Below are 21,774 nucleotides of genomic sequence, written 5' to 3' on the forward strand. Positions count from 1 at the left end.
CTGCTGGACATCTACCGCAAGCTGCGTCCGGGTGAGCCGCCGACCAAGGAGTCGGCGCAGACCCTGCTGGAGAACCTGTACTTCAACCCCAAGCGGTACGACCTGGCCAAGGTCGGTCGCTACAAGATCAACAAGAAGCTCGGGGTCGGCAGTGAGATCAGCCAGGGGACGCTGACCGAAGAGGACGTCGTCGCCACGATCGAGTACATCGTCCGGCTGCACGCCGGCGAGGAGTCGATGCCGGCCGCCGCCGAGGCGCCGATCGACACCGTGATCGTCGAGGTCGACGACATCGACCACTTCGGCAACCGCCGCCTGCGCAGCGTTGGCGAGCTCATCCAGAACCAGGTCCGCCTGGGTCTGGCCCGTATGGAGCGCGTCGTGCGCGAGCGGATGACGACCCAGGATGTCGAGGCGATCACGCCGCAGACCCTGATCAACATCCGCCCGGTCGTGGCGTCGATCAAGGAGTTCTTCGGCACCTCCCAGCTGTCGCAGTTCATGGACCAGACCAACCCGCTGGCCGGCTTGACGCACAAGAGGCGTCTGTCCGCGCTGGGTCCTGGTGGTCTGTCGCGTGAGCGGGCCGGTTTCGAGGTTCGTGACGTGCACCCGTCGCACTACGGCCGGATGTGCCCGATCGAGACGCCGGAAGGCCCGAACATCGGCCTGATCGGTTCGCTGGCCTCTTATGGCCGGATCAACGCCTTCGGTTTCGTCGAGACGCCTTATCGCAAGGTCATCGACGGAAAGGTGACCGAGCAGATCGACTACCTGACCGCCGATGAGGAAGACCGTTTCGTCAAGGCGCAGGCCAACACGATCCTCAACCCTGACGGCACGTTCGCCGACGCGCGGGTCCTGGTCCGTACCAAGGGTGGCGAGACCGAGCTGGCGCGGGCCGACGAGGTCGACTACATCGACGTGTCGCCGCGCCAGATGGTGTCGGTCGCCACGGCGATGATCCCGTTCCTGGAGCACGACGACGCCAACCGCGCGCTCATGGGCTCCAACATGCAGAGGCAGTCCGTGCCGCTGCTCAAGAGCGAGGCGCCGCTGGTCGGCACCGGCATGGAATACCGTGCCGCGACCGACGCGGGCGACGTCATCAGCGCCGAGAAGGCGGGTGTGGTCGAGGAGGTCTCGGCCGACTACGTCACCGTGATGAACGACGACGGCACCCGTACGACTTACCGTGTCGCCAAGTTCAAGCGTTCCAACCAGGGCACGTCGTTCAACCAGAAGCCGATCGTGGCCGAGGGCGACCGGGTGGAGGTCAACCAGGTCATCGCCGACGGTCCGTGCACCGACAGCGGTGAGATGGCCCTGGGCAAGAACCTGCTGGTGGCGTTCATGCCGTGGGAGGGTCACAACTACGAAGACGCGATCATCCTGTCCCAGCGGCTGGTCCAGGACGACGTCCTGTCCTCGATTCACATCGAGGAGCACGAGGTCGACGCCCGCGACACCAAGCTGGGCCCGGAGGAGATCACCCGGGACATCCCGAACGTCTCCGAAGAGGTCCTGGCCGACCTCGACGAGCGCGGCATCATCCGCATCGGCGCCGAGGTCGTACCCGGCGACATCCTGGTCGGCAAGGTCACCCCGAAGGGCGAGACCGAGCTGACCCCGGAGGAGCGGCTGCTGCGCGCGATCTTCGGTGAGAAGGCCCGCGAAGTCCGCGACACCTCGCTGAAGGTGCCGCACGGCGAGCAGGGCAAGGTCATCGGCGTCCGCGTCTTCTCCCGTGAGGAAGGCGACGAGCTGCCGCCCGGCGTCAACGAACTGGTCCGCGTGTACGTGGCCCAGAAGCGGAAGATCACCGACGGCGACAAGCTGGCCGGCCGGCACGGCAACAAGGGCGTCATCTCCAAGATCCTGCCCGTGGAGGACATGCCGTTCCTGGAGGACGGCACCCCGGTCGACATCATCCTCAACCCGCTGGGCGTGCCCGGCCGGATGAACGTCGGCCAGGTGCTGGAGACCCACCTCGGCTGGATCGCCGCCCGCGGCTGGGACATCTCCGGGGTCCAGGAGGCCTGGGCCGAACGGCTGCGTGACAAGGGCTTCGAGAAGGTCGCCCCGCGCACCAACATGGCCACCCCGGTCTTCGACGGCGCCCACGAGGAAGAGATCGTCGGGCTGCTCGACAACACCATCGCCAACCGCGACGGGGACCGCATGGTCCAGCAGAGCGGTAAGGCCAAACTGTTCGACGGCCGCTCCGGCGAGCCGTTCCCGTACCCGATCTCGGTCGGCTACATCTACATCCTCAAGCTGCTCCACCTGGTCGACGACAAGATCCACGCACGTTCGACCGGCCCGTACTCCATGATCACCCAGCAGCCGCTCGGCGGTAAGGCCCAGTTCGGTGGCCAGCGCTTCGGTGAGATGGAGGTGTGGGCTCTGGAGGCCTATGGCGCTGCCTACGCCCTTCAGGAGCTGCTGACGATCAAGTCCGACGACGTCCTGGGCCGCGTGAAGGTCTACGAGGCGATCGTCAAGGGCGAGAACATCCCCGAGCCGGGAATTCCCGAGTCCTTCAAGGTCCTCATCAAGGAAATGCAGTCGCTGTGCCTGAACGTCGAGGTGCTCTCCAGCGACGGCATGTCCATCGAGATGCGCGACACCGACGAGGACGTCTTCCGCGCCGCGGAAGAGCTCGGCATCGATCTGTCCCGGCGTGAGCCGAGCAGCGTGGAAGAAGTCTGAGGGGGAGATCGCACAAAATGCTAGACGTCAACTTCTTCGACGAGCTCAGGATCGGCCTCGCGACGGCCGACGACATCCGTCAGTGGTCGCACGGCGAGGTAAAGAAGCCAGAGACCATCAACTACCGCACCCTCAAGCCGGAAAAGGACGGGCTCTTCTGCGAGAAGATCTTCGGTCCGACCCGCGACTGGGAGTGCTACTGCGGCAAGTACAAGCGCGTCCGGTTCAAGGGCATCATCTGTGAGCGCTGTGGCGTCGAGGTAACTCGCGCCAAGGTGCGTCGTGAGCGGATGGGCCACATCGAGCTGGCCGCGCCCGTCACGCACATCTGGTACTTCAAGGGCGTCCCGTCTCGCCTTGGCTACCTGCTCGACCTCGCCCCGAAGGACCTGGAGAAGGTCATCTACTTCGCGGCGTACATGATCACGCATGTCGACACCGAGATGCGTGAGCGTGACCTGCCCTCGCTGGAGGCGAAGATCTCCGTCGAGCGGCAGCACATCGAGCAGCGCCGTGACGCCGACGTCGAGGCCAGGCAGAAGAAGCTCGAAGGCGACCTGGGCGAGCTGGAGGCCGCGGGCGCCAAGGGCGACCAGCGCCGCAAGGTTCGCGAGGGCGCCGAGCGCGAGATGCGTCAGCTTCGCGACCGGGCCCAGCGCGAGCTGGACCGGCTCGACGAGGTCTGGAGCCGCTTCAAGAACCTCAAGGTCCAGGACCTTGAGGGCGACGAGCTGCTCTACCGCGAGATGCGCGACCGCTTCGGCCGCTACTTCAAGGGCGGCATGGGCGCGCAGGCGATCCAGGACCGTCTGATCAGCTTCGACCTCGACGTCGAGTCTGAGAACCTGCGCGAGACGATCCGCAGCGGCAAGGGCCAGAAGAAGGCCCGCGCGCTCAAGCGGCTCAAGGTCGTGTCGGCGTTCCTCAACACCACCAACTCGCCGCGCGGCATGGTGCTCGACTGCATTCCGGTCATCCCGCCGGACCTGCGCCCGATGGTGCAGCTCGACGGTGGCCGGTTCGCGACCTCCGACCTGAACGACCTGTACCGCCGGGTCATCAACCGGAACAACCGCCTCAAGCGTCTGCTCGACCTCGGTGCCCCCGAGATCATCGTGAACAACGAGAAGCGGATGCTCCAGGAGGCCGTCGACGCGCTGTTCGACAACGGCCGTCGCGGTCGCCCGGTCACCGGTCCCGGCAACCGTCCGCTCAAGTCCCTCAGCGACATGCTGAAGGGCAAGCAGGGCCGCTTCCGCCAGAACCTGCTGGGCAAGCGAGTCGACTACTCCGGCCGTTCGGTCATCGTCGTCGGCCCGCAGCTCAAGCTGCACCAGTGCGGTCTGCCCAAGCAGATGGCGCTGGAGCTGTTCAAGCCGTTCGTGATGAAGAGGCTGGTCGATCTCAACCACGCCCAGAACATCAAGTCGGCCAAGCGGATGGTCGAGCGGGCGCGTCCGGTCGTGTGGGACGTGCTCGAAGAGGTCATCACCGAGCACCCCGTGCTGCTCAACCGTGCTCCGACGCTCCACCGCCTGGGCATCCAGGCGTTCGAGCCGCAGCTGGTCGAGGGCAAGGCCATCCAGATCCACCCGCTCGTCTGCACCGCGTTCAACGCGGACTTCGACGGCGACCAGATGGCCGTGCACCTGCCGCTGTCGGCTGAGGCCCAGGCCGAGGCACGCATCCTGATGCTCTCGACCAACAACATCCTCAAGCCGGCCGACGGCAAGCCCGTGACGATGCCCACCCAGGACATGGTCATCGGCCTCTACTGGCTGACCACCCACAAGGACGGCGCCAACGGCGAGGGCCGGGTCTTCGGCTCGATCGCCGAGGCCCAGATGGCCTTCGACCGCCACGAGCTGGAGATTCAGGCGAAGATCCAGATCAGGCTCAAGGACGTCCTGCCGCCCCGTGAGTGGGTCGCGCCGGAGGGCTGGGAGCAGGGTGACCCGATCCGCCTGGAGACGACGTTCGGCCGGTGCCTGTTCAACCAGACGCTCCCGGCGAGCTACCCGTTCGTCAACTTCCAGGTCGGCAAGAAGCAGCTGTCCACGATCGTGAACGAGCTGGCCGAGACCTACCCCAAGGTCGACGTGGCCAACTCGCTCGACGCGCTCAAGGACGCCGGCTTCCGCTGGGCGACCCGTTCCGGCGTCACGATCTCGATCGACGACGTCGTCGCGCCGCCGAACAAGGCCGACATCATGGAGAACTACGAGCGCCGGGCCGACAAGGTCCAGCGCGAGTACGAGCGCGGCCTGATCACCGACGAGGAGCGCCGTCAGGAGCTCATCGAGATCTGGACGCACGCCACGGCCGACGTCGAGACCGACATGGTCAACGCCTTCCCGGCGACCAACCCGGTCTGGATGATGGTCAACTCCGGTGCCCGAGGCAACAAGATGCAGGTGCGTCAGATCGCCGGCATCCGTGGCCTGGTGTCCAACACCAAGGGTGAGACGATCCCGCGTCCGATCAAGGCCTCGTTCCGCGAGGGCCTGTCGGTGCTGGAGTACTTCATCTCCACCCACGGACAGCGGAAGGGTCTGGCCGACACCGCCCTGCGTACCGCCGACTCGGGTTACCTGACCCGTCGTCTGGTGGACGTCGCGCAGGACGTCATCGTGCGTGAGATCGACTGCGGCACCGACCGCGCGGTCCCGCTGCACGTCGGCGAGCGGGACTCCTCGGGCAACCTGGTCAAGGCGGAGAACGCCGAGTCCAACGTGCACGGCCGCATCCTGGCCGAGGACGTCGAGGTCGACGGCAAGGTCATCGTGGCGGCGGGTGTCGACATCAACGACAACCACGTCACCGCGCTGGTCGAGGCCGGCATCGAGACCGTCCGCACGCGCAGCGCGCTCGTCTGCGAGGCCAAGATCGGCGTCTGCGCGACCTGCTACGGCCGCTCGCTGGCGACCGGCAAGCTCGTCGACGTCGGCGAGGCGGTCGGCATCATCGCCGCCCAGTCGATCGGTGAGCCGGGCACGCAGCTGACGATGCGTACCTTCCACACCGGTGGTGTGGCGGGCGCGGACATCACCCACGGTCTGCCCCGTGTCCAGGAGCTCTTCGAGGCGCGCATCCCCAAGGGTGTCGCCCCGATCTCCGAGGCCGAGGGCAGGGTCCGCATCGACGAGACCGACAAGTCCCGCAAGCTCGTCATCACTCCGGACGACGGCTCGGAGGAGATCGCCTACCCGGTCTCGATGCGTTCGCGCCTGCTCGTCTCTGACGGCATGCGCGTGACGGTCGGCCAGCAGCTGGTCGCCGGTGCGGTCAACCCCAACGAGGTGCTGCGCATCCTCGGCCCGCGGGCCGTGCAGCTGCACCTGGTGGCGGAGGTCCAGCAGGTCTACCGCTCGCAGGGTGTGTCGATCCACGACAAGCACATCGAGATCATCGTGCGGCAGATGCTCAAGCGCGTGAACGTGCTGGAGTCCGGCGAGACCGACCTGCTGCCCGGCGAGCTCGTCGAGCGTCCGCGCTTCGAGCAGATGAACCGCGAGACGGTGGCGGAGGGCGGCTCTCCGGCCGCCGGTCGTCCGGTGCTCATGGGCATCACGAAGGCGTCGCTCGCCACCGAGTCGTGGCTGTCGGCGGCCTCCTTCCAGGAGACGACCAGGGTCCTGACGGACGCGGCGATCCACGCCAAGTCCGACTCGCTCCTGGGCCTGAAGGAGAACGTCATCATCGGTAAGCTCATCCCGGCCGGTACGGGCATGCCCCAGTACCGCAACATCCGGGTCGAGCCGACCGAAGAGGCCAAGGCGGCCATGTACACCGTTGGTGGATACGACGGTTCCGCGGCGGACTACACCTTCGGCACCGGTAGCGGCGAGGCCGTTCCGCTGGAGGAGTACGACTTCGGTCAGTACAACCGCTAGTCAGCTCTTCGAAGCACCGCGTCCGGGTCTTGGTGATCCGGGCGCGGTGCTTTGTTTTGTCGTTACGGCCGGCCCGGTGGGCCCCATCCGCCATACAGGGCCGGGCTCCCTCCAGGGGCACGCTCCTCCGGTTTACGGGGCTGGGCGCCGCTACGTGCGCGCTGTGGGCCGCCTGGGTGGTCGGAGGGTAGCGGGGCTACCTCGCCAGGTTGATGCCCAGTATGTCCATCCAGCGCCCGCATGGCCGTGTGGTCTGCCGCGCGAGTCATCCTGGTGAAGCGCGACCAAATACTCCGCGGGCCGGATACAATAGGCGCGGAGCAGTAGCCGGGCATGCATCGAAGAGGCCCAGCGACCAGCAGTAGTGACAGAAGCGAGTCCGCTTTGTCGCGCTGCTTTGACGTGTCGCGTGGGCCTGGGTAGTCTAGAGCATCGTGCCCGTCGTTAGCGGGCTCTCGGCTGTGCGCTCATATTTGGGAGCGTCGGACGGCTTCCTGGCTCGAAGTCCCCTCGGATGTGTCTGTGCGAAGTGCGCGACACGCCCGAGCGCGGGGGCGCCGAGACAGGGAAAACCAGCAGGTCATGACACCGGCAGAACCTGCGAATGAACAACAGACGTATTACCGGCCAAGGCACGAAACGGAGTGGCAGTGCCCACTATTCAGCAGTTGGTCCGCAAGGGCCGGCAGGACAAGGTCGCCAAGACCAAGACTCCTGCCCTAAGGGCGAATCCGCAGCGGCGAGGTGTATGCCAGCGCGTTTACACCACGACCCCCAAGAAGCCCAACTCGGCACTGCGCAAGGTGGCCCGTGTGCGGCTCACCAACGGCATCGAGGTCACGGCGTACATCCCGGGTGTGGGCCACAACCTGCAGGAGCACTCCATCGTGCTCGTGCGCGGCGGTCGTGTGAAGGACCTGCCGGGTGTCCGCTACAAGATCATTCGCGGTTCGCTGGACACCCAGGGTGTCCGCAACCGCAAGCAGGCTCGCAGCAAGTACGGCGCGAAGAGGGAGAAGAGCTAACTATGCCTCGCAAGGGTTCTCCCGGCCGCCGTCAGCTCATGTCTGACCCGGTTTACAGCTCGCCCCTGGTCACCGCTCTGATCAACAAGGTGCTCCTGGACGGCAAGCGTTCCATCGCGCAGTCGATCGTGTACGGCGCCCTTGAGGGCTGCAGGGACAAGACGGGCAACGACCCGGTCGTCACCCTGAAGCGCGCGCTTGACAACGTCAAGCCGACCCTCGAGGTCCGCAGCCGTCGCGTTGGTGGCGCGACCTACCAGGTGCCGGTCGAGGTGCGCGCCGCGCGCAGCACGACCCTGGCCCTGCGCTGGCTGGTGCAGTACTCCCGCGCCCGCCGCGAGAAGACCATGACCGAGCGCCTCATGAACGAGCTCCTCGACGCCAGCAACGGCCTCGGGGCGAGCGTCAAGAAGCGCGAGGACACCCACAAGATGGCCGAGTCCAACAAGGCCTTCGCCCACTACCGCTGGTAACCCCGGCGGGTTCGACGAGACGACGAGGACGCGAGAGAAGTGGCCGCAACGACCGCCCTTGACCTGGCGAAGGTCCGAAACATCGGGATCATCGCCCATATTGACGCGGGTAAGACCACCACGACTGAGCGCATCCTGTTCTACACCGGCATCAACTACAAGATCGGTGAAGTCCACGACGGCGCAGCCACCATGGACTGGATGGAGCAGGAGCAGGAGCGTGGCATCACGATCACGTCTGCCGCGACGACCTGCGAGTGGGCCGGTCACACGATCAACCTGATCGACACCCCGGGCCACGTCGACTTCACCATCGAGGTCGAGCGCAACCTTCGTGTCCTCGACGGTGCGGTCACCGTGTTCGACGGTGTCGCGGGCGTCGAGCCGCAGTCAGAGACGGTGTGGCGTCAGGCCGACCGCTACAACGTCCCCCGCATCTGCTTCGTGAACAAGATGGACCGGGTCGGCGCGGAGTTCCACCGTTGCGTCGACATGATGGTCACCCGTCTTGCCGCGACTCCCGCGGTCATCCAGCTTCCCTGGGGCGTCGAGGCCGGCTTCCGCGGCGTCATCGACCTGGTGAAGATGAAGGGCCTGCTCTGGAGCGAGGACGCGGCCAAGGGCGAGATGTACGACGTCGTCGACATCCCGGCCGACCACGCCGAGGCAGCTCGCGAGTGGCGTGACAAGCTCGTCGAGACCGTCGCCGAGAACGACGACGAGATGATGGAGCTCTTCCTCGAGGCCATCGAGCCCACCGAGGAGCAGCTGGTCGCGGCCATCCGCCGCGCGACGCTGTCCAGCGCCATCAACCCGGTTCTCACCGGCACCGCGTTCAAGAACAAGGGCGTGCAGCCCCTGCTCGACGCGGTGGTCGCCTACCTCCCCGCGCCGACCGACATCCCGGCCTTCGAGGGCCACGCGGTCGGCAACGAGGACAAGGTCGTCGTACGTCACGCGGACCCGGCCGAGCCGTTCTCCGCGCTGGCCTTCAAGATCGCGAGCGACCCGCACCTGGGCAAGATCACCTACATCCGCATCTACTCCGGCACGCTCGAGGCGGGTTCACAGGTCGTGAACTCGGTGAAGGGCAAGAAGGAGCGGATCGGCAAGATCTACCAGATGCACGCTAACAAGCGTGAGGAGCGCCCGGTGGCCTCCGCCGGTCAGATCGTCGCCGTCATGGGTCTCAAGGACACCACGACCGGCGACACCCTGTCCGACCCGGCCAACCAGGTCGTGCTCGAGTCGATGACGTTCCCGGCTCCGGTCATCAACGTCGCGATCGAGCCCAAGACCAAGGGCGACCAGGAGAAGCTGTCGACCGCGATCCAGCGGCTGGCCGAGGAGGACCCGTCCTTCCAGGTCCGTCGTGACGAGGAGACCGGCCAGACGGTCATCTGGGGCATGGGCGAGCTTCACCTGGAGATCCTCGTCGACCGTATGCGTCGCGAGTTCAAGGTCGAGGCCAACGTCGGTCGTCCGCAGGTGGCCTACCGCGAGACCATCCGCCGCACGGTGGACAAGGTCGACTACACCCACAAGAAGCAGACGGGTGGGTCCGGCCAGTTCGCGCGGGTCATCATCAAGCTCGAGCCGCTGGGCGAAGGCAACGACGGCTACGAGTTCGAGAACAAGGTCACCGGTGGCCGTGTCCCGAGGGAGTACATCCCCTCGGTCGACGCGGGTGCTCAGGAGGCCGCCGAGTTCGGCGTGCTGGCCGGCTACCCGATGGTGGGCGTGAAGGTGACGCTGATCGACGGTGCCGCGCACGACGTCGACTCCTCGGAAATGGCCTTCAAGATCGCCGGCTCGATGGCCTTCAAGGAGGCCGCTCGCAAGGCCGATGCTGTACTCCTCGAGCCGATGATGGCCGTCGAGGTCACCACGCCCGAGGACTACATGGGTGACGTCATCGGTGACCTCAACGGTCGCCGCGGACAGATCCAGGCGATGGACGAGCGGGCGGGAGCCCGTGTCGTTTCGGCGCTCGTACCGCTTTCTGAGATGTTCGGCTACGTGGGCGACCTGCGTAGCAAGACGCAGGGGCGCGCGAGCTACAGCATGCAGTTCGACTCCTACTCGGAGGTGCCCCCGGGCATCGCCAAGGAGATCGTCGCGAAGGCCCGGGGCGAATAGTCCCGGGACCCCCGGCTGGGCCTCGCCAAGCCGTAAAGGGGCTTCGGCCTCTGGTGGGGCGGTGCGAGCCGCCCCACCGTCTAGGGGTTCGGGATCACCCGGGCCCGAGTGTGTAGACGAAAGTCAGACAGATTCTCAAGGAGAGAACCAGTGGGCAAGGCCAAGTTCGAGCGGAACAAGCCGCACATGAACATCGGCACCATTGGGCACATCGACCACGGTAAGACCACGCTCACCGCGGCGATCACCAAGGTGCTTCACGACCGTTTCCCCGAGCTGAACAAGGCGACGCCGTTCGACAAGATCGACAAGGCGCCCGAGGAGAAGGCCCGCGGAATTACGATCTCCATCGCGCACGTCGAGTACCAGACCGAGAAGCGCCACTACGCCCACGTGGACTGCCCCGGTCACGCCGACTACGTGAAGAACATGATCACCGGTGCCGCGCAGATGGACGGTGCGATCCTCGTGGTCGCCGCCACTGACGGCCCGATGCCGCAGACGAAGGAGCACGTCCTCCTGGCCCGCCAGGTCGGCGTCCCCTACATCGTCGTGGCCCTCAACAAGGCCGACATGGTCGATGACGAGGAGATCCTGGAGCTCGTCGAGCTCGAGGTCCGTGAGCTCCTGTCCGCTCAGGAGTTCCCCGGCGACGACCTGCCGGTCGTCCGCGTCTCCGCGCTCAAGGCTCTCGAGGGCGACTCGAAGTGGGCCGACAGCATCATCGAGCTGATGAACGCGGTCGACGAGAACGTGCCCGAGCCGCCCCGTGAGACGGACAAGCCGTTCCTCATGCCGGTCGAGGACGTCTTCTCGATCACCGGTCGTGGCACGGTCGTCACCGGCCGTATCGAGCGCGGTGTCGTCAAGATCAACGAGCAGGTCGACATCATCGGCATCAAGCCGGAGAAGACGACCACCACCGTCACCAGCATCGAGATGTTCAACAAGATGCTCGACGAGGGTCACGCGGGCGACAACGCCGCGCTGCTGCTCCGTGGTATCAAGCGCGACGACGTCGAGCGCGGCCAGTGCATCATCAAGCCGGGCACGACCACCCCGCACACCGAGTTCGACGGCCAGGTCTACATCCTGTCGAAGGACGAGGGCGGCCGCCACACGCCGTTCTTCAACAACTACCGCCCGCAGTTCTACTTCCGTACGACTGACGTGACCGGTGTCGTGCACCTCCCCGAGGGCACCGAGATGGTCATGCCGGGCGACAACACCGAAATGCGCGTTGAGCTGATCCAGCCCATCGCCATGGAGGACGGTCTGAAGTTCGCGATCCGTGAGGGTGGCCGCACCGTCGGCGCCGGCCGGGTCGTCAAGATCATCAAGTAGTACGATCGCGGGGCGGCGGTCGGCCCTCGGAAGAAGGCCGACCGCCGCGCCACGAGGGCAGGAGTCCCTACGGCTTCCGCCCTCAGGCTCCACGGGAAAGCCGTGATCTCGCAGTGGCTTCGGAGTGACCGAAGTAACTGCCGGATCACGGAAGAAAACGGCAGATCGACAACGTCTGTCACGTGGGGCCGTGCGGGTTCGACCTGCACGAACAGCGGCAACAGGCCGCACGATACTTTTTCAGACGACAGCGAAGGACACCGAGGCCACTATGGCGGGACAAAAGATCCGCATCCGGCTTAAGGCCTATGACCACGAGGTCATCGACAGCTCGGCCAAGAAGATCGTCGAGACGGTGACGCGGACTGGCGCGAAGGTCGCGGGCCCGGTGCCGCTGCCGACCGAGAAGAACGTGTACTGCGTCATCCGCTCGCCGCACAAGTACAAGGACAGCCGCGAGCACTTTGAGATGCGCACGCACAAGCGGCTGATTGACATCATCGACCCGACGCCCAAGACCGTCGACTCGCTCATGCGGCTCGACCTCCCCGCGGGCGTCGACATTTCGATCAAGCTCTGAGGGAACGCACTGACATGGCTAAGACGATCAAGGGCGTCCTGGGCAAGAAGCTCGGCATGACCCAGGTCTTCGACGCGGACAACCGGATGGTTCCGGTGACCGTGGTGGAGGCCGGTCCGTGCGTGGTGACCAGGGTCCGCACCGCCGACAAGGATGGCTATTCCGCCGTTCAGCTCGGCTTCGGACAGGTCGACCCGCGGAAGGTCAACAAGCCGCTCGGCGACTACCTGCGTAAGCACGACATCACCCCGCGCCGTTACTTCGCGGAGATCCGCACCGACGACGCGAGCGACTACACCCTGGGCCAGGAACTGCTGGCCGACACCTTCGAGGCCGGCCAGTTCGTCGATGTGACGGGCAAGAGCAAGGGCAAGGGCTTCGCCGGTGTCATGAAGCGGCACGGCTTCAAGGGTCTGGGCGCGTCGCACGGTACGCAGCGCAAGCACCGCTCGCCGGGTTCCATCGGTGGCTGCGCCACCCCGGGCCGCGTATTCAAGGGTCTGCGCATGGCTGGTCGGATGGGTAACGTCCGCACCACCGTGCAGAGCCTCAAGGTTCACGCCATCGACGTCGAGAACGGTCTCATCCTGATCAAGGGTGCGATCCCCGGCGCCAACGGCAGCCTGGTCCTCGTCCGTACCGCTGCTAAGAAGGGGGCTGCCAAGTGACCAGCATTGACGTCCTCGACGCCAGCGGTAGCAAGGCCGGCACCGTCGACCTGCCCGAAGACATCTTCGGCGCCAAGGTCAACATTCCGCTGATCCACCAGGTGGTCGTGGCCCAGCTCGCCGCTCGCCGGCAGGGCACCCACAAGGCCAAGACCCGTGGCGAGGTCAGGGGCGGCGGCAAGAAGCCGTACCGCCAGAAGGGCACCGGTCGCGCCCGTCAGGGCTCGACCCGCGCGCCGCAGTTCACCGGTGGTGGCGTCGTCCACGGCCCGGTGCCGCGCGACTACTCGCAGCGGACGCCCAAGAAGATGAAGGTCGCCGCCCTGCGTGGCGCCCTGTCGGACCGGGCCGGCGGCGGTCGCGTGCACGTGGTGAGCGGCCTGGTCACCGGCGAGACGCCGAAGACCAAGGCGGCTCTCGAGGCCCTGCGTAAGATCACCCAGTCCAGGACCGTCCTCCTCGTCGTCGACGAGGCCGACGAGCTGACCTGGCTGAGCCTGCGCAACGCTCCCGAGGTCCACCTGCTGGACTCCGGGCAGCTCAACACCTACGACGTGCTCTGCCACGACGACGTGGTCTTCACCCAGGAGGCGTACGACCAGGTCGTGGCGCGGCTGTCGGCAGGGTCGGCCAATTCGAGTGAAGGGGCAGACGCCTGATGGAGAAGATCGCCGACCCGCGCGACGTCATCATCAAGCCGGTCGTCTCTGAGAAGAGCTACGGCCTGATCGATGAGAACAACAAGTACACGTTCCTGGTGAAGAAGACCGCGAACAAGACCCAGGTCAAGATCGCCGTCGAGCAGATCTTCGGGGTCAAGGTCACCAGCGTGAACACGATCAACCGGCAGGGCAAGCGCAAGCGCACCCGCACCGGTTTCGGCAAGCGTCCCGACACCAAGCGCGCGATTGTGAGCCTGGTCGAGGGCGATCGGATCGACATCTTCGGTCAGATCGGCTAGCAGCCATAGAAGTAGGCGGGCCGTACGGCCTGCCAGGGGTCGAGACCGTCGCACGTCCGTGCGGCGGGCTCACCCATGTAACCGACGAAGGATGAACGAAAAAGATGGGCATCCGTAAGTACAAGCCGACGACTCCGGGTCGCCGCGGGTCGAGTGTCTCGGACTTCTCCGAGATCACCCGCAGCACGCCCGAGAAGTCGTTGCTTGCGCCCCTTCATGGCAAGGGCGGCCGCAACGTACACGGCCGGGTCACCGCGCGCCACCAAGGCGGCGGTCACAAGCGCGCCTACCGGATCATTGACTTCCGTAGGCATGACAAGGACGGCATCCCGGCGAAGGTCGCTCACATCGAGTACGACCCCAACCGCACCGCCAACATCGCTCTGCTGCACTACGCCGACGGCGAGAAGCGCTACATCATCGCGCCGACCGGCCTCAAGCAGGGCGACCGCATCGAGAACGGCGCCGGGGCCGACATCAAGCCGGGCAACTGCCTGCCGCTGCGCAACATCCCGACGGGTACCTTCATCCACGCGGTGGAGCTCCGTCCGGGCGGCGGCGCCAAGCTCGGCCGCTCCGCGGGCGCTCAGATCCAGCTGCTCGCCAAGGAAGGCCAGTACGCCACGCTGCGTATGCCGTCCGGCGAAATGCGCATGGTCGACGTGCGCTGCCGGGCGTCGGTGGGTCAGGTCGGTAACGCCGAGCAGGCCAACATCAACTGGGGCAAGGCCGGCCGTATGCGGTGGAAGGGCAAGCGCCCGACCGTCCGTGGTGTCGCCATGAACCCCGTTGACCACCCGCACGGTGGTGGTGAGGGTAAGACCTCCGGTGGTCGCCACCCGGTGAACCCGAAGGGCAAGCCCGAGGGCCGCACCCGCCAGGCCAACAAGTCCAGCGACCGGCTGATCATCCGCCGCCGGAGCAAGAGGAAGAAGCGGTAGGAGCAGCCGATATGCCACGTAGCCTTAAGAAGGGTCCCTTCGTGGACGGCCACCTCGCCAAGAAGGTGGACGCCCAGAACGAGAAGGGCACCAAGACCGTTATCAAGACGTGGTCGCGGCGCTCCATGATCGTGCCTGACATGCTCGGGCACACGATCGCCGTACACGATGGCCGCAAGCACGTCCCGGTGTTCGTCACCGAGTCGATGATCGGCCACAAGCTGGGAGAGTTCGCCCCGACGCGCACCTTCCGCAGCCACGTCAAGGAAGACCGCCGCAGCCGGCGATAAACGCCTTCAGAAGCAGTTAAGAGGAGTAAGCGATGGAAGCCAGGGCTCAGGCGCGGTTCGTCCGCGTCACGCCCCTCAAGGCCCGCCGTGTGGTGGACCTTATTCGCGGGCTGCCCGCTTCGGAGGCGCAGGCCGTGCTGCAGTTCGCTCCCCAGTCGGCGAGCGAGCCGATCTACAAGGTGCTCTCGAGCGCCATGGCAAACGCAGAGCACAACTTCGATCTCGACCCCCAGACGCTCTTCGTGAGCCGGGCGTGGGTCGACGAGGGCCCGACGCTGAAGCGGTTCCGTCCGCGTGCCCAGGGTCGTGCCTATCGGATCAACAAGCGGACGAGCCACATCACCGTGATCGTGGAGTCCCGCGAGCCGAAGGGAAGGACCCGATAGTGGGCCAGAAGGTTAACCCGCACGGGTTCCGCCTCGGCATCACGACCGACTTCAAGAGCCGGTGGTACGCCGACAAGCTGTACAAGTCGTACGTCGCCGAGGACGTGTCGATCCGTCGCATGCTGCAGAAGGGCATGGAGCGGGCCGGTATCTCCAAGGTGGAGATCGAGCGCACGACCGACCGCGTCCAGGTCGACATCCACACCGCCCGGCCGGGCATCGTCATCGGCCGTCGCGGCGCGGAGGCCGACCGGATCCGTGGCGACCTGGAGAAGCTGACCAAGAAGCAGGTTCAGCTCAACATCCTCGAGGTGAAGAACCCCGAGATCGACGCCCAGCTCGTCGCGCAGGGTGTCGCCGAGCAGCTCTCCAGCCGTGTCTCGTTCCGCCGCGCCATGCGCAAGGCGATGCAGTCGGCCATGAAGAGCGGCGCCAAGGGCATCCGGGTGCAGTGCTCCGGTCGTCTTGGCGGCGCCGAGATGTCGAGGTCGGAGTTCTACCGCGAGGGCCGCGTGCCGCTGCACACGCTCCGCGCGGACATCGACTACGGCTTCTACGAGGCCCGCACCACCTTCGGCCGCATCGGCGTGAAGGTGTGGATCTACAAGGGCGAGGCGCCCACGAGCCGCGCCGAGCGCGAGGCGGCGGCTGCCGGCGCACGTGCCGGCCAGCGTCGCGAGCGTGACGACCGTCGCGGTGGCGGCGGTGGCGGTGGCGACCGTCCGCGCCGTGGTGGCGCCGGTGGCGCCCGTCGCGGTGGCGGTCGTGGCGACCGTGCCCCCAGGACTGAGGCGGCCTCACAGGCTGCCCCCGAGACCGGCCCGGCTGCGCAGCCGGGTGCTGAAGGGAGCTGACCATGCTGATCCCGCGCAGGGTCAAGCACCGCAAGCAGCACCGGCCCGACCGCAGTGGCGCCGCCAAGGGTGGCACCAGGGTCGTGTTCGGCGAGTTCGGCATCCAGGCTGTTGAGCACTCCTACGTGACCAACCGCCAGATCGAGTCGGCTCGTATTGCGATGACCCGTCACATCAAGCGTGGTGGAAAGGTGTGGATCAACATCTACCCCGACCGCCCGCTGACCAAGAAGCCGGCTGAGACCCGCATGGGTTCCGGTAAGGGTTCGCCCGAGTGGTGGATCGCCAACGTCAAGCCGGGTCGCGTCATGTTCGAGCTTTCCGGTGTCGCCGAGTCGGTTGCCCGCGAGGCACTCACTCGCGCGATCCACAAGCTGCCCATGAAGTGCAAGATCGTTAAGCGTGAAGTTGGTGAGGCGTGATGGCTAAGGGCCTGACCGCCGGCGAGCTGCGAGTCGAGGACGAGGACACCCTGGTCCAGAAGCTCAAGGAAGCCAAGGAGGAGCTGTTCAACCTCCGCTTCCAGGCAGCGACCGGACAGTTGGAGAGCCACGGGCGGCTGCGCGCCGTCCGCCGCGAGATCGCCCGTATCTACACCGTGATGCGCGAGCGCGAGCTTGGCATCATCACGGTCGAGAAGGAGACGAGCGATGGCTGAGACCGAGACCACAGAGACCACCGAGACGAACGACGACGCGCGGAACTTCCGCAAGGTCCGTGAGGGCCTGGTCGTCAGCGACAAGATGGACAAGACCGTCGTCGTCGCCGTCGAGGACCGGGTCAAGCACCGTCTGTACGGCAAGGTCATCCGCCGTACGACCAAGTACAAGGCGCACGACGAGGCCAACGCCTGTGGCGTCGGCGACCGCGTGCTGCTGATGGAGACCCGCCCCCTCTCCGCCACCAAGCGGTGGAGGGTCGTGGAGATCCTCGAGAAGGCCAAGTAACCTAACGGCTTCTCGGATATACGCGCCTCGTGGGGGCCGCCAAGCCCCCATGACGGTGTCCAAGGACGCGAGGCTCCGGCCTCGCGTCGCCTGCGGTGCGGCTCCAGGGCTGTGGCCGGAGGAAAAAGACCATAGAGGTTCCGCCAGGCTCGGCATCGACGAGAACCGGCGCGACTAATCAGGAGAAAACAGTGATCCAGCAGGAGTCGCGGCTCAAGGTCGCCGACAACACGGGTGCCAAGGAGATTCTTTGCATCCGCGTTCTCGGTGGCTCGGGCCGACGCTACGCCGGTATCGGCGACGTCATCGTCGCCACCGTCAAGGATGCCCTGCCCGGTAGCACCGGCGTCAAGAAGGGCGACGTGGTCAAGGCCGTCATCGTCCGCACGGCCAAGGAGCGCCGCCGGCCGGACGGCTCCTACATCCGCTTCGACGAGAACGCCGCCGTCATCATCAAGGACAGCGGTGACCCTCGCGGCACCCGTATCTTCGGCCCGGTGGGCCGTGAGCTGCGCGACAAGAAGTTCATGCGCATCATCTCGCTCGCGCCGGAGGTGCTGTAATGCCGAAGCTGCATGTGAAGAAGGGCGACCTCGTCCAGGTCATCACCGGCAAGGACAAGGGTGCCAAGGGTCATGTCATCGCCACCCTCCCGCGGGAAGACCGCGTGGTGGTCGAGGGCGTCAACATGATCAAGAAGCACACCAAGGAGACCCACCAGGGCCCGCGTGGCGCCAAGACCGGCGGCGTGCAGACCATGGAGGCTCCCATCCACGTGAGCAACGTGAAGAAGCTCAAGGACGAGAAGCGCGAGGACAAGCCCGCCGACAAGAAGGCCGAGGACAAGGCCGACGAGACGGGTGAGGACAGCTGATGACTGCCACGACCACTGAGACCGAGCGTCCGACGCCGCGCCTCAAGACGAAGTACCGCGAGGAGATCGCGGCCAAGCTTCGCGAGGACTTCGGCATCGAGAACGTCATGCAGATCCCCGGCCTGGTGAAGATCAAGGTCAACATGGGTGTCGGCGAGGCGGCTCGCGACTCGAAGCTCATCGAGGGCGCTGTGCGCGACCTCACCGTGATCACCGGCCAGAAGCCGGCCGTCGTCCGGGCGCGCAAGTCCATCGCCCAGTTCAAGCTGCGCGAGGGCATGCCGATCGGCGCGCACGTCACGCTCCGCGGCGACCGGATGTGGGAGTTCCTCGACAGGCTGCTGTCGCTGGCGCTGCCCCGCATCAGGGACTTCCGTGGCCTGTCGCCCAAGCAGTTCGACGGCAACGGCAACTACACGTTCGGTCTGACCGAGCAGGTCATGTTCCACGAGGTCGACCAGGACAAGGTCGACCGGCCGCGGGGCATGGACATCACGGTCGTGACCACCGCGAAGACCGACGACCAGGGCCGGGCGCTGCTGAAGCTCCTCGGGTTCCCCTTCAAGGAGGCCTGATCATGGCGAAGAAGTCGCTGATCGCCAAGGCAGGGCGTAAGCAGAAGTTCGAAGTCCGGGCGTACACCCGCTGCACGCGTTGTGGCCGGCCCCGCGCCGTCTACCGCAAGTTCGGGCTCTGCCGCGTGTGCTTCCGTGAGATGGCGCACCGGGGCGAGCTGCCCGGCATCACCAAGTCCAGCTGGTAGTTACCCTAGGGGGCGGCCACGTGTCGCCCCCGTGGGGGCTGCTCGCCGTACATATGTAGAACTGTCAAACCGGGTGCTCTCCCAGAGAGCACCCATGACCGCGCCGAAGGTCCACCGGTAGAGCTCCGCTTCACCGACTGGAAACCGCGGCGAGGAAGGCCACTGGCCATGACGATGACCGACCCGATCGCAGACATGCTGACGCGTCTGCGTAATGCGAACTCGGCGTATCACGACAGCGTGACCATGCCGTATTCGAAGATCAAGGCGCACATCGCCGAGATCCTCCAGCAGGAGGGTTACATCCAGGCTTGGACCGTCGAAGACGCCAAGGTTGGCAAGAACCTCGTGGTGGAGCTCAAGTTCGGGCCTACCCGTGAGCGGTCGCTCGCGGGTCTGCGCCGGGTGTCGAAGCCCGGTCTGCGGGTGTATGCGAAGAAGGACAACCTGCCTCGCGTTCTGGGAGGGCTGGGTGTCGCGATCATCTCGACGTCCGCCGGTCTCATGACCGACAAGCAGGCCGGCAAGCGTGGCGTGGGCGGGGAAGTCCTCGCCTACGTCTGGTAGAGGGGAGGAACACAGCATGTCGAGAATCGGACGGCTGCCCATCCCTGTGCCGAGCGGCGTTGACATCGCGATCAGCGGCCAGGATGTCCAGGTCAAGGGCCCGAAGGGCACGCTTTCTCATACAGTCGCGGACCCCATCACGGTGGGTCGCGATGACGACGGCGCCATCGCCGTCACCCGGCCCAACGACGAGAACAAGGTCCGTGCGCTGCACGGCCTGTCGCGGACGCTGATCGCCAACATGGTGCAGGGCGTCACGCAGGGCTACTCCAAGACCTTGGAGATCGTCGGCGTCGGTTACCGCGTTCAGGCCAAGGGCCCGACGCAGCTGGAGTTCGCACTGGGCTTCAGTCACCCGGTCATCGTCGACGCCCCTGAGGGCGTCACCTTCCGCGTCGAGAAGCCGACCCTGTTCCACGTGGACGGCATCGACAAGCAGAAGGTCGGCGAGGTCGCGGCCAACATCCGCAAGTTGCGCAAGCCTGACCCGTACAAGGGCAAGGGCGTGCGTTACCAGGGCGAACAGATCCGCCGCAAGGTCGGAAAGGCTGGTAAGTAGGCATGGCTCCGAAGACTGCGTTCGGCAAGCACACGGCTGCCCGCACCGTCTCGCGGGCCCGCCGTCACCGCCGCGTCCGCAAGAACGTCGTCGGTACGGCCGCGCGTCCGCGCTTGGTCGTCAACCGTTCGACTCGTCACCTGTTCGTGCAGATCGTGGACGACTCCGTCGGCCACACGCTGGTGAGCGCGTCCACCATGGACTCCGCGCTGCGCACGCTCGAGGCTGACAAGACCGAGAAGGCCAAGAAGGTCGGCGAGCTCCTCGCTCAGCGGGCCAAGGAAGCCGGGATCACGGCGGTCGTGTTCGACCGCGGTGGCAACCGCTACGCCGGGCGCATCGCCGCTCTGGCGGACAGCGCCCGCGAAGGTGGGCTCGAGTTCTGATATGGCAACTGAGATGAGGAACCACTGATGGCTGCAGCTCCGCGTCGCGGTGGCGGCACCGGTGGCGAGCGGCGGGACCGTCGTGACGATCGCCGCGGTGGCGCCGCCGACAAGGGCGTCTCGTACATCGAGCGCGTAGTGAAGATCAACCGAGTGGCCAAGGTCGTGAAGGGTGGTCGTCGCTTCAGCTTCACCGCCCTCGTCGTCGTCGGTGACGGCAACGGCCTGGTCGGCGTCGGCTATGGCAAGGCCAAGGAAGTACCCGCGGCCATCGCCAAGGGCGTCGAAGAGGCCAAGAAGCACTTCTTCAAGGTCCCGAGGATCCAGGGCACCATCCCGCACACCGTGCAGGGTGAGGAGGCGGCCGGTGTCGTCTTCCTGCGTCCGGCTTCCGCCGGTACCGGCGTCATCGCCGGTGGCCCGGTGCGCGCCGTTCTGGAGTGCGCCGGCATCCACGACGTCCTGTCCAAGTCGCTCGGCTCGGACAACCCCATCAACATCGTGCACGCCACGGTGGCGGCTCTGAAGGGTCTTTCCCGGCCCGAGGAGATCGCCGCCCGCCGTGGTCTGCCGATCGAGGACGTCGCTCCGGCCCGGATGCTGAAGGCTCAGCGCGAAGGCATCGCCGAAGCGGCGGCCGCCAAGGCGGTGAGCTAGTCATGGCACGCCTGAAGATCACTCAGGTTCGCTCGAAGATCGGTGGCAAGCAGAACCAGCGTGACTCGCTGCGTTCGCTTGGCCTGAAGCGAATCGGCGATGTCGTCGTCAAGGAGGACCGGCCCGAGATTCGCGGCATGGTCTCCGTGGTGACGCACCTCGTCGAGGTGGAAGAGGTCGACTAGTCATGACTGACAAGGCTCCGCTCAAGATTCACGACCTGCGTCCGGCCCCCGGCGCCAACAAGGCCAAGATCCGCAAGGGTCGCGGCGAGGCGTCCAAGGGTAAGACGGCCGGTCGCGGTACCAAGGGCAGCCACGCCCGTACGACGGTCCCCCTCGGTTTCGAGGGTGGCCAGGTGCCGCTGCAGAGGCGTCTGCCGAAGCTCAAGGGCTTCTCCAACGCGCTGTTCAAGACGACCTACCAGGTCGTCAACCTGGACAAGCTCGGCGAGCTGTTCCCCGAGGGTGGCGAGGTCACCGTCGAGACGCTGGTCGCCAAGGGCGCTGTCCGCAAGAACCAGCTGGTGAAGGTGCTCGGCACCGGCGAGATCTCGGTCGCGGTGAACGTGCGGGCGCATGCCTTCTCGTCCTCCGCGAAGGAGAAAATCGCCGCTGCTGGGGGTTCCGTTACCGAGCTGTAAGAGCTATTACGAGGCGTGGGGGCTCTGACCATGGGCCCCCACGCCCGTAGTGCGTTAGAGTTCGCGAGACGGCAGGATTCTGTCCGGCTCGTTTTGACATGAGACTTCTGAT

Annotated in this window: 27 protein-coding genes; all 27 read left to right on the forward strand. The window is 66.0% G+C overall.

All coding sequences use genetic code 11. The annotated features are described in order from the left end of the window. Window positions 1-2,712 (forward strand): DNA-directed RNA polymerase subunit beta (gene rpoB / locus AB0B64_RS22685; RefSeq protein ID WP_358179464.1); only part of this gene is annotated, 2,712 nt, incomplete at its 5' end. A gap of 17 nt (window positions 2,713-2,729) precedes the next feature. Further along, on the forward strand, window positions 2,730-6,605 hold the full coding sequence (locus tag AB0B64_RS22690) for a DNA-directed RNA polymerase subunit beta' (RefSeq protein ID WP_357948159.1): 3,876 nt from the start codon (window positions 2,730-2,732) through the stop codon (window positions 6,603-6,605). Window positions 6,606-7,255: 650 nt separating this feature from the next. Then, window positions 7,256-7,630 carry a 30S ribosomal protein S12 gene (gene rpsL, locus AB0B64_RS22695; RefSeq protein WP_214633169.1) on the forward strand — a complete coding sequence of 125 codons (375 nt, stop codon included), beginning with the start codon at window positions 7,256-7,258 and terminating at the stop codon, window positions 7,628-7,630. A 2-nt stretch (window positions 7,631-7,632) separates the two neighbouring features. Beyond that, the gene (gene rpsG / locus AB0B64_RS22700) at window positions 7,633-8,103 is read left to right on the forward strand and encodes a 30S ribosomal protein S7 (RefSeq protein ID WP_138670613.1); all 471 of its coding nucleotides are present in this window, start codon (window positions 7,633-7,635) and stop codon (window positions 8,101-8,103) included. A 39-nt stretch (window positions 8,104-8,142) separates the two neighbouring features. Beyond that, window positions 8,143-10,242: an elongation factor G gene (gene fusA / locus AB0B64_RS22705; protein ID WP_357948162.1), complete on the forward strand. Its 2,100-nt coding sequence runs from the start codon at window positions 8,143-8,145 to the stop codon at window positions 10,240-10,242. Window positions 10,243-10,392: 150 nt separating this feature from the next. Next, a complete protein-coding gene (gene tuf / locus AB0B64_RS22710; RefSeq protein ID WP_225293953.1) occupies window positions 10,393-11,586 on the forward strand; it encodes an elongation factor Tu in 1,194 nt (397 codons plus the stop codon). Window positions 11,587-11,857: 271 nt separating this feature from the next. After that, window positions 11,858-12,166, forward strand: a complete 309-nt coding sequence (gene rpsJ, locus AB0B64_RS22715; RefSeq protein WP_012887830.1) for a 30S ribosomal protein S10 — start codon at window positions 11,858-11,860, stop codon at window positions 12,164-12,166. A gap of 14 nt (window positions 12,167-12,180) precedes the next feature. After that, on the forward strand, window positions 12,181-12,834 hold the full coding sequence (gene rplC / locus AB0B64_RS22720) for a 50S ribosomal protein L3 (RefSeq protein WP_225293952.1): 654 nt from the start codon (window positions 12,181-12,183) through the stop codon (window positions 12,832-12,834). Beyond that, window positions 12,831-13,493, forward strand: coding sequence for a 50S ribosomal protein L4 (gene rplD, locus AB0B64_RS22725; protein WP_357948166.1), 663 nt, complete (start codon window positions 12,831-12,833; stop codon window positions 13,491-13,493). Before rplC ends, rplD begins: the two co-directional genes overlap by 4 nt. After that, window positions 13,493-13,795, forward strand: coding sequence for a 50S ribosomal protein L23 (gene rplW, locus AB0B64_RS22730; protein WP_221519391.1), 303 nt, complete (start codon window positions 13,493-13,495; stop codon window positions 13,793-13,795). Before rplD ends, rplW begins: the two co-directional genes overlap by 1 nt. A 104-nt stretch (window positions 13,796-13,899) precedes the next feature. After that, a complete protein-coding gene (gene rplB / locus AB0B64_RS22735) occupies window positions 13,900-14,736 on the forward strand; it encodes a 50S ribosomal protein L2 (RefSeq protein WP_225293948.1) in 837 nt (278 codons plus the stop codon). Window positions 14,737-14,747: 11 nt separating this feature from the next. Continuing rightward, window positions 14,748-15,026 (forward strand): 30S ribosomal protein S19, encoded by a 279-nt coding sequence (rpsS, locus tag AB0B64_RS22740; protein ID WP_225293946.1) that lies wholly within the window; start codon window positions 14,748-14,750, stop codon window positions 15,024-15,026. A 32-nt stretch (window positions 15,027-15,058) separates the two neighbouring features. Continuing rightward, window positions 15,059-15,412 carry a 50S ribosomal protein L22 gene (rplV, locus tag AB0B64_RS22745; protein WP_219539598.1) on the forward strand — a complete coding sequence of 118 codons (354 nt, stop codon included), beginning with the start codon at window positions 15,059-15,061 and terminating at the stop codon, window positions 15,410-15,412. After that, window positions 15,412-16,266, forward strand: a complete 855-nt coding sequence (gene rpsC / locus AB0B64_RS22750; RefSeq protein ID WP_357948170.1) for a 30S ribosomal protein S3 — start codon at window positions 15,412-15,414, stop codon at window positions 16,264-16,266. Before rplV ends, rpsC begins: the two co-directional genes overlap by 1 nt. A 2-nt stretch (window positions 16,267-16,268) precedes the next feature. Then, the gene (gene rplP / locus AB0B64_RS22755) at window positions 16,269-16,688 is read left to right on the forward strand and encodes a 50S ribosomal protein L16 (RefSeq protein ID WP_219539596.1); all 420 of its coding nucleotides are present in this window, start codon (window positions 16,269-16,271) and stop codon (window positions 16,686-16,688) included. Further along, a complete protein-coding gene (rpmC, locus tag AB0B64_RS22760) occupies window positions 16,688-16,924 on the forward strand; it encodes a 50S ribosomal protein L29 (RefSeq protein ID WP_214633180.1) in 237 nt (78 codons plus the stop codon). The genes rplP and rpmC overlap by 1 nt, the downstream gene beginning before the upstream one ends. Next, complete coding sequence (gene rpsQ / locus AB0B64_RS22765; RefSeq protein ID WP_219539595.1) at window positions 16,917-17,213, forward strand: 30S ribosomal protein S17; 297 nt, start codon at window positions 16,917-16,919, stop codon at window positions 17,211-17,213. The genes rpmC and rpsQ overlap by 8 nt, the downstream gene beginning before the upstream one ends. Before the next feature lie 191 nt (window positions 17,214-17,404). Then, the gene (gene rplN / locus AB0B64_RS22770; RefSeq protein WP_225293942.1) at window positions 17,405-17,776 is read left to right on the forward strand and encodes a 50S ribosomal protein L14; all 372 of its coding nucleotides are present in this window, start codon (window positions 17,405-17,407) and stop codon (window positions 17,774-17,776) included. Between the two features lie 8 nt (window positions 17,777-17,784). Continuing rightward, the gene (rplX, locus tag AB0B64_RS22775) at window positions 17,785-18,087 is read left to right on the forward strand and encodes a 50S ribosomal protein L24 (protein ID WP_225293984.1); all 303 of its coding nucleotides are present in this window, start codon (window positions 17,785-17,787) and stop codon (window positions 18,085-18,087) included. Further along, the gene (gene rplE, locus AB0B64_RS22780; protein WP_225293940.1) at window positions 18,087-18,662 is read left to right on the forward strand and encodes a 50S ribosomal protein L5; all 576 of its coding nucleotides are present in this window, start codon (window positions 18,087-18,089) and stop codon (window positions 18,660-18,662) included. Before rplX ends, rplE begins: the two co-directional genes overlap by 1 nt. 2 nt (window positions 18,663-18,664) lie before the next feature. Next, a complete protein-coding gene (locus tag AB0B64_RS22785) occupies window positions 18,665-18,850 on the forward strand; it encodes a type Z 30S ribosomal protein S14 (RefSeq protein ID WP_090769707.1) in 186 nt (61 codons plus the stop codon). Between the two features lie 168 nt (window positions 18,851-19,018). After that, the gene (gene rpsH, locus AB0B64_RS22790) at window positions 19,019-19,417 is read left to right on the forward strand and encodes a 30S ribosomal protein S8 (RefSeq protein WP_192789898.1); all 399 of its coding nucleotides are present in this window, start codon (window positions 19,019-19,021) and stop codon (window positions 19,415-19,417) included. 16 nt (window positions 19,418-19,433) lie between these two features. Continuing rightward, entirely contained in the window at window positions 19,434-19,976 is a 543-nt protein-coding gene (gene rplF, locus AB0B64_RS22795) for a 50S ribosomal protein L6 (protein WP_225293938.1), read from the forward strand. 2 nt (window positions 19,977-19,978) lie between these two features. Next, window positions 19,979-20,362 (forward strand): 50S ribosomal protein L18, encoded by a 384-nt coding sequence (gene rplR / locus AB0B64_RS22800; protein WP_225293936.1) that lies wholly within the window; start codon window positions 19,979-19,981, stop codon window positions 20,360-20,362. A 27-nt stretch (window positions 20,363-20,389) separates the two neighbouring features. Continuing rightward, a complete protein-coding gene (rpsE, locus tag AB0B64_RS22805) occupies window positions 20,390-21,019 on the forward strand; it encodes a 30S ribosomal protein S5 (protein WP_049572667.1) in 630 nt (209 codons plus the stop codon). 2 nt (window positions 21,020-21,021) lie between these two features. Continuing rightward, on the forward strand, window positions 21,022-21,204 hold the full coding sequence (rpmD, locus tag AB0B64_RS22810; RefSeq protein ID WP_080043226.1) for a 50S ribosomal protein L30: 183 nt from the start codon (window positions 21,022-21,024) through the stop codon (window positions 21,202-21,204). A gap of 2 nt (window positions 21,205-21,206) precedes the next feature. Then, window positions 21,207-21,662, forward strand: a complete 456-nt coding sequence (gene rplO, locus AB0B64_RS22815) for a 50S ribosomal protein L15 (protein ID WP_357948174.1) — start codon at window positions 21,207-21,209, stop codon at window positions 21,660-21,662. Window positions 21,663-21,774: the final 112 nt, after the last annotated feature.

It is taken from the genome of Nonomuraea sp. NPDC049129 (assembly GCF_040648495.1).
Taxonomy (GTDB): Bacteria; Actinomycetota; Actinomycetes; order Streptosporangiales; family Streptosporangiaceae; genus Nonomuraea.